Source organism: Actinomadura sp. NPDC000929, from assembly GCF_040492065.1.
GTDB lineage: Bacteria > Actinomycetota > Actinomycetes > Streptosporangiales > Streptosporangiaceae > Spirillospora > Spirillospora verrucosospora.
Genome location: NZ_JBEUPA010000011.1, coordinates 30,082 through 41,903, shown reverse-complemented (window position 1 = coordinate 41,903; position 11,822 = coordinate 30,082). Strand labels below are relative to the sequence as shown.

Annotated in this window: 13 protein-coding genes; 4 read left to right on the top strand and 9 right to left on the bottom strand. The window is 74.0% G+C overall.

Annotated features, from left to right (window positions below):
- Positions 1 to 37: 37 nt before the first annotated feature.
- Positions 38 to 1,120 (bottom strand): NAD-dependent epimerase/dehydratase family protein, encoded by a 1,083-nt coding sequence (locus tag ABWI04_RS06620; RefSeq protein WP_353831764.1) that lies wholly within the window; start codon positions 1,118 to 1,120, stop codon positions 38 to 40.
- 89 nt (positions 1,121 to 1,209) lie between these two features.
- On the opposite strand from ABWI04_RS06620, the gene ABWI04_RS06615 reads away from it, so the two are divergent.
- Genes ABWI04_RS06615 through ABWI04_RS06605 form a run of 3 tightly spaced genes read left to right on the top strand, consistent with a single transcriptional unit; the run spans position 1,210 to position 3,384 of the window.
- Entirely contained in the window at positions 1,210 to 2,637 is a 1,428-nt protein-coding gene (locus ABWI04_RS06615; RefSeq protein ID WP_353831763.1) for a zinc-dependent metalloprotease, read from the top strand.
- Positions 2,634 to 2,810, top strand: a complete 177-nt coding sequence (locus ABWI04_RS06610) for a hypothetical protein (RefSeq protein WP_345184443.1) — start codon at positions 2,634 to 2,636, stop codon at positions 2,808 to 2,810. Before ABWI04_RS06615 ends, ABWI04_RS06610 begins: the two co-directional genes overlap by 4 nt.
- Before the next feature lie 22 nt (positions 2,811 to 2,832).
- A complete protein-coding gene (locus ABWI04_RS06605) occupies positions 2,833 to 3,384 on the top strand; it encodes an NUDIX hydrolase (protein ID WP_345184445.1) in 552 nt (183 codons plus the stop codon).
- Between the two features lie 8 nt (positions 3,385 to 3,392).
- Here the strand turns inward: ABWI04_RS06605 and ABWI04_RS06600 are convergent, their stop codons facing one another.
- The 3 genes from ABWI04_RS06600 to ABWI04_RS06590 all read right to left on the bottom strand — a co-directional run bounded on the left by ABWI04_RS06600 (position 3,393) and on the right by ABWI04_RS06590 (position 5,590).
- Positions 3,393 to 4,064 (bottom strand): hypothetical protein, encoded by a 672-nt coding sequence (locus ABWI04_RS06600; RefSeq protein ID WP_353831762.1) that lies wholly within the window; start codon positions 4,062 to 4,064, stop codon positions 3,393 to 3,395.
- Positions 4,061 to 4,603, bottom strand: a complete 543-nt coding sequence (locus ABWI04_RS06595) for a M48 metallopeptidase family protein (protein ID WP_345184542.1) — start codon at positions 4,601 to 4,603, stop codon at positions 4,061 to 4,063. The genes ABWI04_RS06600 and ABWI04_RS06595 overlap by 4 nt, the downstream gene beginning before the upstream one ends.
- A gap of 186 nt (positions 4,604 to 4,789) precedes the next feature.
- Positions 4,790 to 5,590, bottom strand: coding sequence for an enoyl-CoA hydratase/isomerase family protein (locus tag ABWI04_RS06590; protein WP_353831761.1), 801 nt, complete (start codon positions 5,588 to 5,590; stop codon positions 4,790 to 4,792).
- A 173-nt stretch (positions 5,591 to 5,763) separates the two neighbouring features.
- Between ABWI04_RS06590 and ABWI04_RS06585 the strand changes: the two genes are divergently transcribed.
- On the top strand, positions 5,764 to 7,095 hold the full coding sequence (locus ABWI04_RS06585) for an ABC1 kinase family protein (RefSeq protein WP_345184450.1): 1,332 nt from the start codon (positions 5,764 to 5,766) through the stop codon (positions 7,093 to 7,095).
- Positions 7,096 to 7,430: 335 nt separating this feature from the next.
- Here the strand turns inward: ABWI04_RS06585 and ABWI04_RS06580 are convergent, their stop codons facing one another.
- The 5 genes from ABWI04_RS06580 to ABWI04_RS06560 form a co-directional block, all read right to left on the bottom strand.
- Positions 7,431 to 7,643, bottom strand: a complete 213-nt coding sequence (locus ABWI04_RS06580; RefSeq protein WP_345184455.1) for a hypothetical protein — start codon at positions 7,641 to 7,643, stop codon at positions 7,431 to 7,433.
- Between the two features lie 97 nt (positions 7,644 to 7,740).
- Positions 7,741 to 8,019: a WhiB family transcriptional regulator gene (locus ABWI04_RS06575; protein WP_052357680.1), complete on the bottom strand. Its 279-nt coding sequence runs from the start codon at positions 8,017 to 8,019 to the stop codon at positions 7,741 to 7,743.
- 117 nt (positions 8,020 to 8,136) lie between these two features.
- Positions 8,137 to 8,517 (bottom strand): hypothetical protein, encoded by a 381-nt coding sequence (locus ABWI04_RS06570; protein WP_345184457.1) that lies wholly within the window; start codon positions 8,515 to 8,517, stop codon positions 8,137 to 8,139.
- Between the two features lie 219 nt (positions 8,518 to 8,736).
- A complete protein-coding gene (gene tesB / locus ABWI04_RS06565; RefSeq protein WP_345184460.1) occupies positions 8,737 to 9,633 on the bottom strand; it encodes an acyl-CoA thioesterase II in 897 nt (298 codons plus the stop codon).
- 88 nt (positions 9,634 to 9,721) lie between these two features.
- Positions 9,722 to 11,788, bottom strand: coding sequence for an ATP-dependent DNA helicase UvrD2 (locus tag ABWI04_RS06560; protein ID WP_353831760.1), 2,067 nt, complete (start codon positions 11,786 to 11,788; stop codon positions 9,722 to 9,724).
- Between the last annotated feature and the right edge of the window lie 34 nt (positions 11,789 to 11,822).

The window sequence follows — 11,822 nt, the reverse complement described above, 5'->3', positions numbered from 1 at the left end:
GCGCCCGCCCGCCCTCCGGGGCGGGCGGGCGGGAGTTTCAGCGGCGGCGCCTGCGGGCGCGGCGGATGGCGGCGGCCGCGCCGATCGCGGCGACGGTGGCGCCCGCGGCGGTGGCCATGGTGGCCTCCTTGCCGCCGACGCGGCGGCCGACGACGGCGTGCCGTCCGGCGGTCTCCTCCATCACGGCGCGCAGGGCCGCGGCGTTGTCGTGGAGGGGTTTCCAGCCGGCGGCGCGCAGCCGCGCGCAGTCCACGACCCACGGGTAGGCCACGTAGTGCAGGTCGGTGGCGGGCGCCGGGGTCATGCCGAGCCGGTGCAGGCGCTGCGCCATCCCGAAGGTGAGGGCGGCGGGCAGCTCGAAGTGGCGCTTGCCGGTGATCTCGGCGACCTCCTCGGGGCCGAGCCAGCCTTCGGAGCCGACCGCGAGGGGGCCGGGCACGTTCTCGGTGACGACGACGTCCAGCGCGGACGCGAGGTCGTCGATGTGGCAGAACTGCCAGCCGGGCGTGCTGCCCTTGACCGACAGCAGCCGCGGCGCCTCGAAGTGGCGGGTGACGACGGTGTCCACGCCCGGCCCGGCGAGCGCGGCCGGCCGGACGACGGTGACCTCGACCCCCGGGTGGGTGAGGTGCGCCGTGGCGGCCAGTTCCTCGATCTCCAGGTAGTCGCCGGCGATGGAGGTGCTGGCCTCGGCGAGCAGCGGGGCGTCCTCGCTCAGCGGCACCTCGTTGTCCGGCCCCGCTCCGTAGACCATCGCGGACGTGACGAGGACCACGCGCCGGACGCGGGCCGCCGCCGCGGCGGTGACCACGGTCTGGGCGCCGCGGACGTTGTGGGTCCGGCGCTCGCGCGGGTCCGCGTCCGGGGACCGTTCGAGGTCCAGATTGACGATCACGTCGACGTCGGAGAGCCGGCCGGGCAGCAGCGGATCCCTGATGTCGACGACACGCCAGGTGACGCCGGACACGTCGCCGCGGTGCCCGTCGATGGCGACGACCTTGCGGATCTCTTCCCGTTCGGCGAGCCGGGCGGCCAGCAGCCGCCCCGCGCCGGTGGCCGCGCCGGTGACGGCGACGACCGGGCCCTTGCTACGCCGAGGGCGAACCTTGCCCGTTGCCACGGGGGTGCCCCCTTCCTTGAGTACGCGACCTTGCCGGGACCGGCTAACGTTGCGGATATGAGCCCATCATGCATCCCAGGGGCAAACCGATGAGTGACACTCCGTTCGGCTTCAACCGTCCCGGGGACGGCGACGACGACGACCGGCCCCAGGATCCGTTCAAGGGCATGGGCGGCGACATGGCCCAGTTCGCCGACATGCTGCACCGGTTCGCGGACATGATCGGCGCGCAGGGTGCGGGCGGCGAGGGCGGCGGCCCCCTCAACTGGGACCTGGCCAAGAACATCGCCCGGCACACCGTGGTGGAGCAGGGCGACCCGTCGGTGGTGGACACCGAGCGGCGCCAGGTCGAGGAGGCGCTGCGCCTGGCGGAGCTGTGGCTCGACGAGCGGACGACGCTGCCCGCCGGGATCCGCACGCCGCAGGCGTGGAGCCGGTCGGAGTGGATCGAGCAGACGCTTCCGGTGTGGGCGAAGGTGTGCGACCCGATCGCGGCCCGCATGGTCGAGTCGATGGGCGGGGCGCTCGGCGGCGGCGACATCCCCGCCGAGATGCAGGCGATGGCGGGCCCGCTGATCGGGATGGTCAAGCAGATGGCCGGGGCGATGGTCGGCGGCCAGGCCGGGCAGGCGCTCGGCGGGCTGGCCCGCGAGGTGACCGGCTCCGCCGACGTGGGGCTGCCGCTGGCGCCCGACGGCGTCGGCGCGCTGCTGCCCGCGGGCGTCGAGGCGTTCGGGGAGGGCCTGGAGGTCTCCTCCGACGAGGTCCGGCTCTACCTGGCGCTGCGCGAGGCCGCGCACCAGCGGCTGTTCACGCACGTGCCGTGGCTGCGCGCGCACATGCTGGGCGCGGTCGAGGAGTACGCGCGCGGCATCACCGTCGACCTGTCGGGCATCGAGCAGGCCGTGCAGGGGCTCGACATGAGCAACCCGGAGGCCATCCAGGAGGCGCTCGGCGGGGAGATCCAGCTCCAGCCCGAGGAGACGCCGCGGCAGAAGGCGGCGCTGGCCCGGCTGGAGACGACGCTGGCGCTCGTCGAGGGCTGGGTCGACACGGTCGTGAACGAGGCCGCGCAGGGCCGGCTTCCCGGCTCGGTGAAGCTGGCGGAGGCGGTGCGGCGGCGCCGCGCGACGGGCGGCCCGGCGGAGCGGACGTTCGCGACGCTGGTCGGCCTGGAGCTGCGGCCGCGCCGGCTGCGGGAGGCCGCGGCGCTGTGGCGGTCGCTGACCGAGGCCCGCGGCGCCGAGGGCCGGGACGCGGTCTGGGAGCACCCCGACCTGCTGCCGACGTCCGACGACCTCGACGACCCGGAGGGCTTCGTCCACGGCCGCGACGAGATCGAGGGCCTGTCCGACATCGACCTGTCCAAGCTCACCCGGGGGCTGGACGAGGACGAGAAGCCCGACGAGAAGCCCGACGAGAAGGAGTCCGGCGACGCGAAGGGGCCGGACGGCGGGGAGCCCGGGGGGGAGCCCGGCGGCGAACGGGGGCCCGGCGACGAGGGGCCGCGCGCATGAGCCGGTCGCGCCCGTCGCGGGTGAACGGCTGCCGCTACGAGCCGGGCTCGTCCACGAACGCGATCCGGAGGCGGGTCGCGCGGGCGAGCCTGTGCTGGCAGCGCCCGCTCGACCAGGAACGCCGCCGCCGCCATCCGGCCAACTCCCGCTACCCCCGCGTCGGCCGCGCATGAGGCGCTCACCGGGCCCGCGGTCGTGACGGCCGGGGTCCTCTACGGGGACGCGGTGCGCGTCCTCTCGTCCTGGCGGGCGCCCGATTCCGGCCAGGACGGGCTGCGGCAGGAGTTCCTGCGGCATCTGGAGCGGCACCCGGCCGACGGCCTGTGGCGCGAGTGCGCTGACGCGCACATCACGGCCAGCACCGCCGTGCTCGACGCGTCCGGTACCCGGGTCCTGCTGACACTGCATTCGAAGGTGAAGGCGTGGCTCCAGCTCGGCGGGCACTGCGAGCCGGGCGATGTCGCGCTCGCGGGTGCGGCGCTCCGCGAGGCGACGGAGGAGTCAGGCATCCCGGGCCTCCGGCTGTTCCCGGGGCCCGTCCAGCTCGACCGGCACGAGGTCCCCTGCCACCCGCGGGGGACCTGGCATCTGGACGTGCAGTACGTCGCGGTCGCCCCGGAGGGCGCCCGGCACGCGATCTCGGACGAGTCGGACGATCTCCGCTGGTTCCCGGTGGACGATCTGCCGGAGTCGGCCGACGCGGCGGTCCGGCGGCTGGTGGCCCGGGCGATCGCCGCGCGAGCGTGACGCCCCGGTCAGCGGCCGAGCGGGTGGCCTTCGAGGAGGGCGCGGGTGTTCTCCCAGCCTTCCAGGCCGGGGTCGAGGAACCGCAGGTCGTCGGGGGTGCGGATGCGGTGCCAGCCGGGGCCCTGGGGCACGAGGCCGGGGCGCGGCGCGGCGGCCCGGAGCCGGGCGAGGGCGTCGGGGGTGTCGAGGTCGACCTCGCGCAGGGCGCCGGCCAGCCAATCCGGCAGCGGGAGGCGGGCGGCGAGGGCGACCAGGCCGTTGCCGAGGGCGGCGGCGCCTTCGGCCTGGCAGGCGGCGGCCGGGGCGGAGCCGAGGGCGCGGAAGAGCTTGCCGAGCAGCAGCGGCGGCAGGTCCGGGGCGTCGGGGGCGATCAGCGCGGCGGTCTCGGCGCCGAGGGCGTGCAGGGCGGCGAACGCGCCGGCGAGCGTGCCCTCCCGGACGATCGGCGTGCCCGGCCAGGTGACGGCCTCGGCGTCCGGCTGGTCCGGCGGGTCCAGGACGAGCGCGGGCGTCACGAGTTCGAGTCCGGCGACGACCTCGTAGGTGTCCTCGAGGAGCGCGAGCCGGTAGTCCTCCGGGTCGAGGCCGGGGGGCACGGCGGAGCGGAGCGGCCACGCGAGCACGGCGGCGCAGCGCGCCGGCCCTTCGGGCGTGTGACCCGTGGCGACCTGGTCGGTCACCCGGCGGCCTCGTGCGGGTACGCCTCGCCGGGGTGCAGGCCGTCGCCGTGGTGGATGTCGGCGACGTCGCCGGGGGCGTCCGCTTCGAGCGGCAGGTGGGCGGCGGCGGCGACGCCCTCCAGGTAGCCGCGGGCGCGGTCGGCCTTCGGGTAGTTGCCGACCAGCTCCCAGAAGTCGGCGCCGTGCCCGGGGATGAGCAGGTGCGCCAGCTCGTGGACCAGGACGTAGTCGACGACCCAGCCGGGCATGCCGCGCAGCCGCGTGGACAGCCGGATGGTGCCGTCGTCGGGGGTGCACGATCCCCAGCGGGCGCGCTGGTTGGCGACCCATCGGACGCTGACCGGGTCGGCGCGGCCGGCCAGGTAGCGGCGGGACAGCTCGCGGGCGCGGGACTGGAGGTCGGCGTCGGTGGGCCGCCGCCGGCGTTCCCGCTCCGCGAGGCGTTCCAGGATGGTCGCGATCCACTGTTCCTCTTCGGCCTTGCTCAGCCTTGACGGAACCATCACCACCACCTTGTCGCCCTCACGGTAGGCGGACACGGTGCGCCTGCGCCTCGGGCTGCGGCGGACCTCAACGTTAGGGGGCACGGTCAGAACCGTACTCGAATTTTTGCCGAATCCACAGGGGGTGTTTGACGTTACCGCAGGTCAACCCCTACGTTTTAGACAGTTCTCCAGCGGTTCCACCAATCTCGGCGGACCGTTGCGGCGGTGCGCCCGCGCACTTTACTCGCCTGAGAATTGCGGGCTGCGCTTCTCCCGCTGCGCCGCGAGGCCCTCGCGCATGTCCCGGGAGGCCATCGTCACCGGCTGGGCGAGGGACTCCCAGCGCAGCGCCGACTCCATGTCGGGGTGGCCGCCGTTCGCCAGGGCGACCTTGGTGAGCCGGGTCGCGATCGGCGCCTGCGCGGCGATCCGCTCGGCGACGGCGAGGGACTCCGCCAGCACGTCCTCGCGCGGGAAGGCCTGGTTGACCAGGCCGTGCCCGGCGGCCTCGGCGCCGGTGAGGACCCGTCCGGCCAGCAGCATCTCGCGGGCCAGCGGCAGCCCGGCGACCTCGGGGAACAGCCAGGTCGCGGCCATGCCGGGGTGCAGGCCGAGGGCGGTGAACGGGGCGAGCAGCTTGGCGTCCCGCGCCGCGTACCGCAGGTCGCAGGCCAGCGCGAGGCAGAGGCCGGCTCCGACGGCGTGCCCGTTGACGGCGGCGATCGTCGGCACCTCCAGGCCGCGGATCGCGAGCCACGTCCGGTAGAACTCCAGCATCCGGTCGCGCAGCGGCGGGACGGCGACGTCGCCGGTTCCGGCCAGCCAGGACAGCTCGCCGCCGGAGCTGAACGCGGTGCCGGCGCCGGTCACGACGACGCAGCGCAGCGCGGCGTCGGCGCGCAGGTCCTCGACGGCCCGCTTCCAGGCGGCGGTGAGCTCGTCCGCCATCGCGTTGCGGCGGCCGGGGTCGTTCAGGGTGAGGACGGCGATCCCGTCGGGACGGCGGTCGATCAATAGCACATCGGCAGGCTCCGCGGACATGTCCGGCACCGTACCGTGCCCGCCGCGGCGCGCGGCGCGCGGCCCCGGACCCGCGTGAGAAAGCGCACACTTACCGTGTTTGAGCAGGTCAGATCGGTGGACCGGTTCCGGCTGCGGGGAGAGTTCGGGATGGTTGTGGCGTGAACGACAGTGGATCATCGACAATGGTCGTCGTGAGCGATCTTCCCCGCCGCGCGGTGACGCGGTCAGCAAAGCTGGCGTCCCTCCCCATCGGCTTCGCGGGACGCACCGCCCTCGGCGTGGGGAAGCGGACCTTCGGCCGGCCGGCGGAGACGGTCGCGATGGAGATCCAGACCCGGACCGCCGAGCAGCTGTTCAAGGTGCTCGGCGAGCTCAAGGGCGGCGCGATGAAGCTCGGCCAGATGCTGTCGATCTTCGAGGCGGCGCTGCCCCCGGAGATCGCCGGCCCGTACCGGGCCACGCTGACCAAGCTTCAGGAGGCCGCTCCCCCGCTGCCGGCGTCGACCGTCCACAAGGTGCTGGAGGAGTTCCTCGGGGAGGACTGGCGGGACTACTTCGAGTCGTTCGACGACCGGCCGGCCGCCGCCGCGTCGATCGGCCAGGTGCACCGCGCCGTCTGGCACGACGGCCGGGCCGTCGCGGTGAAGGTGCAGTACCCCGGCGCGGGCAAGGCGCTGATCAGCGACTTCAACCAGCTCGCCCGGCTGGGGCGGCTGTTCGGGGTGCTGATGCCGGGCCTGGACGTCAAGTCGATGCTGGCCGAGCTCAAGGAGCGGGTGGTCGAGGAGCTCGACTACACGATCGAGGCCGAGTCGCAGACCCGGTTCCGCGAGGCCTACCTGGACGACCCCGACTTCGCCATTCCCGAGGTCGTCGCGCAGTCCGGCAACATCCTGATCACCGAGTGGATGGACGGCACCGCGCTCTCGAAGATCATCAGCGACGGGGACCAGGAGACCCGCGACCACGCGGCCCTGCTGTACTGCCGCTTCCTGCTGTCGGGGCCGAAGCGGTCGGGGATGCTGCACGGCGACCCGCACCCCGGCAACTTCCGGCTGCTGGAGGACGGGCGGCTCGGCGTCCTGGACTTCGGCGCCGTCGACCGCATCCCCGGCGGGTTCCAGCGGCGCCTCGGGCTGCTGCTGCGGATCGGCACGATGGCCGACATCGACGAGGTCGAGGAGGCCCTGCGCCGGGAGGACTTCATCCGCGAGGGCGTGGAGATCGACGCCGAGTCGCTGCAGGCGTTCCTCGCGCCGATCACCGAGCCGTTCGTCACCGAGACGTTCAAGTTCAACCGCGAGTGGCTGCGCGACATGGCCGCCCAGGTCACCGACCTGCGGCCGTCCAACGTCGTCCGGCAGCTGAACCTGCCGCCCGAGTACGTGATCATCCACCGGGTGCTGTCGGCGGGCACCGGCGTGCTCTGCCAGCTGGAGTGCGAGATCCCGGCCCGCGCCGAGTCGCTGAAGTGGGTGCCCGGCTTCGCCGACGACGCGGACGGCGAGCTGGTCGGCGGCTGACGGCCCCGTCCGGGAGGCGCCGGAAAAGCTCGGGGGCCCCGCGCACTGATGAGGTGCGCGGGGCCCCGCTCTTCGCGCGGCCGGCGAGTGGGTCACCGGACGCGCTCCACGCGCCCGCCGGGAGGCGTGCCGTCCGCCAAACCATCCAAGAAAGGACGGACGGCGGCCTGCGACCGGCGGGTCTGAAGCCTTTCGGTCCTGCGTCGTCTGTCGAGCCTGCGCCGTCTGTCGAGCCTGCGTCGTCCGTCGAGCCTGTGCCGTCTCCCGGCCCCGGCTCGTCCGCCGGGCACGGTGGGCGGTCGGGCCCGGATCGGGATCCGGGCCCGGTCCGTCGGTCAGTCCCGGTGCCGCGGCCGCTGCGGGTGCGCGTACGCCTCGCCGGCCGCGGTGGGCGCCAGCAGGACGCGCCGCACCCGCGACGCCCTCGTCCGCGCCTCCCGGCGGGCGCGCCTGAGCGCGACCACGCGGGCGGCGAGCTCGTCGGGCACGGGTGGTCGCTCCCGGGACAGGTCCTGGCTGAGCAACGTCATCTCGCTGAGCGGTGTCATCTCGTTCTCCCCGGCCGCCCGTGGGCGCGGTCCCCGCGCGGGGACCGCGTCCACGGGTTCGATTCGGCCGATCACCGGCGTGCTGGGCATCGTCGCCTCACACGGCCACTTCGTCGGGCCGCGGGTGCTTGCGCGGGCGGCCGCGCGGCCGCTTGCGCGGCACGATCACACCGCGGACGAACAGTTCGCCGCCCCAGACGCCCCAGGGCTCCTTGCGCTCCAGCGCCCCGGCGAGGCACTCCTTGCGGAGCGGGCACTCCAGGCACAGGGCCTTGGCGAGCTCGACGTCGGCGGGAGCCTCGGCGAAGAACAGCTCCGGATCGGTCCGGCACGGAAGCGTGAGGTCCTCCTCGCTTACTGCGAGAGCCCCCTGCATCACAGTCACCCTTGTTCCTCTCGTTGGATCTCAACGGGCGTGTCGGTGGGTCTGGACAAAGAAGAAGGCCGCGGATCCGGTGTCGGATCCGCGGCCTGGGGGCTTGCCGGCCTTGTTCTAGACCGGTCGTCGCCTCCAGGGGTACGGACCCGACACGCCACCCGTGAAGGTGACGCCCGTGTGGGCCGTGGCCGGAGCCGGAACGCTCATGTCCTCGAGAAGGTGTTCGAAGACACTGCGCCCCTGGTCGTCCTGGATTCGCTGCTCGAAGCGCAGATCGCACAGATTCGTGCCGCGCAGCCCGCGCTCGTCGCGCCGCCACATGCCGCGCTCACGCTGCCGCAGGGCGGACGCCTCGAAGACGGACGCCTCGACATACGCGGCGGACTCGCCGGGCTTCGAGACACGGGTCATCGGGGCGGGCACGGAGGTGCCGAGCATCGAGGTGCCGGGGCAGGCCGCGGTCCAGGACGCGAATTTGATCAACGTGTTGCTCACCGGACTGCACACCACCTCTCGGGCTCCTCGGGCCGTGTCCGGCGGATCCAAGATCCACACCGGTCGGCCGGTTGATTGCTCGCGTCGAGCGTACGGGGACTCCGCCGAATCAAGCAAGATATTTTTGACCTGCGGTTTCGTGGGCGACCTCACCCGGATTCCGCAGAACCCCGGGCGCCCCGCGAGCGTCGAAACTCCCGGGCGCCCCTTACGGAACGATCATTTCACGGACGGGCCGCCGGGCGCCTCGCGTCCGGTGTCGGAGACCCGGACCAGGCCCTCCTGCATGACCGACACGACCAGCTCCCCCGAGCGGGTGAACACCTGGCCGCGGGCGAGCCCGCGGGCGCCGCCGGCGAACGGCGTGTCCTGGTAGTACAGCAGCCAGTCGTCGGCGCGGAACGGCCGGTGGAACCACATCGCGTGGTCGAGGCTGGCGCCCATCGTCCGCTTGTCGCCCCAGGCCAGCCCGTGGTTGAGCAGGACGGTGTCGAGCAGCGTCATGTCCGACGCGTAGGTCATGAGGCACACGTGCAGGAGCGGGTCGTCCGGGAGCTCGCCGTCGACCTTCAGCCACACCTTCGACTCGGGCGTGGCGAGGGCCGGGTCCTTGGCCGCCTCCCACGTCAGCGGCGTCGCGTGCCGGATGTCGAACGGGCGGCGGGTGACGAACTCGCGCGCGCCGACCTCGCCGAACAGCGGCGTGAGGCGGGTCAGGCCGTCCGGCAGCGACTCCGGTGCGGGGGCCTCGGGCATCGGCGCCTGGTGGGACGGGCCGTCCTCGACGATCTGGAACGACGCCGACAGCGTGAAGATCGCCTTGCCGTGCTGGACGGCGGTGACGCGGCGGGTGGTGAAGGACCGCCCGTCCCTGACCCGGTCGACGGTGTAGACGAGCGGGACCAGCGGGTCGCCGGGGCGGATGAAGTAGGCGTGCAGCGAGTGGACGGGCCGGTTCGCGGGGACGGTGCGCCCGGCGGCGACGAGCGCCTGCCCCGCCACCTGCCCCCCGAACACGCGCTGCCGCCGCTCCTCGGGGCTGCGGCCGCGGAAGATGTCGTTCTCGATCTGCTCCAGGTCGAGCAGGTCCAGCAGTGCCTTCAGCGATTCCTTCACGGCGGCCAGTCTTCCCTATCGGTGCGAGTGAGCCAGGTCTCACCCCGCGTCACCGGCGCCTCCGCGCCGCCCCGCCACGCCCGCGGCGCTAGTGCCCGCACAGGCCGAGGACGGCGTCGCCGTAGCGGTCGAGCTTCACCCTGCCGACGCCGGGGATGCGCGCCAGCTCCTCCATGGACTCGGGGGCGTGCTCGGCGATCGCCTGGAGCGTCGCGTCCGTGAACACCACGTAGGCGGGCACCTTCTGCTCGGCCGACACACCGGCGCGCCAGTCCCTGAGCGCGAGGAGGAGCTCCTCGTTCAGCTCGGAGGGGCAGTCCTCGCAGCGGCCGAGCTTGCGCTCGACGGCCGCGGTCAGCGGGCGCCCGCAGACGCGGCACGGCTGCGGGCCCTTGGCGGGGCGCCGCTTCGACCGGTCGACGCGCGCGGGCGTGTGCGTGGTGGTCTTGCCGGTCAGGCCGTCGAGGAAGCGGGACGGGCGGCGCGCCTGCGTCCCGCCGGGCGAGCGCGCCAGCGCCCACGACAGGTTCAGGTGCACGCGGGCCCGCGTGACGCCGACGTACAGGAGGCGGCGCTCCTCCTCGATCTGCTCGGACGTCTTGGCGTAGACGATGGGCAGCGTGCCCTCGGCCAGCCCGACGAGGAACACCGCGTCCCACTCCAGGCCCTTGGCGGCGTGCAGCGAGGCGAGGGTGACGCCCTCCAGCGGCGGCGCGTGCTGCGCGGCGGCGCGCTCCTCCAGCTCGGCGACGAACTCGGGGAGCCCGGCCCTGGGGTCGTCGGCGGCCATGTCCTCGGCGAGCTGCGCCAGCGCCGCGAGGGACTCCCAGCGCGCGCGGGCCGCGCCCGCGCCCTCGGGCGGCCGGTCGGAGAACCCCGCCCCGCTCAGCACGTGGCGGACGGTCTGGATCAGCCCCATCCCGTCGGTCTCGGCGTCGGCGCCCGCCCTGGCCGCGCCGCGCAGCCGGACGACGGCCTCGCGCACCTCGGGCCGCTCGAAGAAGCGCTCCGCGCCGCGCAGCACGTACGGGACGCCCACGGCCGCGAGCGCCGACTCGTACGTCTCGGACTGCGCGTTGATCCGGTAGAGGATCGCGATCTCCCGCGCGGGCACGCCCTCCTCGATCAGCTTGCGGGCCCGCCGCGCGGCGTCGTCGGCCTCGGCGACCTCGTCGTCGTACTCGTTGAACACGGGCTCGGGCCCGTTCTCGCGCTGCGCGACCAGCTCCAGCTTGTGCCGCGCGCCCCGCGCCTGCCCGATCACCCCGTTCGCCAGCCGGACGACCTGCGGCGTCGAGCGGTAGTCGCGGACGAGCCTGACGACCTTGGCGTCCGGGTGCTCGCGGGTGAAGTCGAGCAGGTGGGAGGGGGACGCGCCGGTGAAGGAGTAGATCGTCTGGTTGGGGTCGCCGACGACGCACAGGTCGTCGCGGTCGCCGAGCCAGGCGTCGAGCAGCATCTTCTGCAGCGGGTTGACGTCCTGGAACTCGTCGACGACGAAGTACCGGTACTGCTCGCGGACCTGGTTGGCGACCTCGCGGTGCTCGGTGATCACGGCGGCGGTCAGCTCCAGCATGCCCTCGAAGTCGAGCAGGTTGCGCTCGCGCCTGAGCTGCTCGTACATCGCGTAGACGCGGGCCACGTCGACGATCTCGGCGGGCGGGCGGCGGCTCGCCTTCACGACCGCGGCGGGGTAGTCCTCGGGGCGGTTCTGGGTGACCTTCGCCCACTCGATCTCGCTCGCGACGTCGCGCAGCTCCGTGCGGCCGAGCGAGAGCCGGCACGCCCGCGCCGCGTCCGCGACGAGCCCGATCTTCGAATCGACGATCTTCGGCGGCTCGCCGCCGACGACGCGCGGCCAGAAGTAGCCGAGCTGCCGCAGCGCGGCCGCGTGGAACGTGCGGGCCTGCACGCCGGGCGCGCCGAGCTGCCGCAGCCGGCTGCGCAGCTCCCCCGCCGCCCGGGTGGTGAACGTCACGGCGAGCACCCGCTGCGGCGTCACGACGCCGGTGAGCGTGGCGTAGGCGATCCGGTGGGTGATGGCCCTGGTCTTGCCCGTCCCGGCGCCCGCGAGGACGCAGACCGGGCCCTTCACCGCCTCGGCGACCGCCCGCTGCTCGGGGTCGAGTCCCTCCAGCACCGACTCAGCTGACATTCCCCCATACTCGCAGCCCGCCTCACCTGCATCG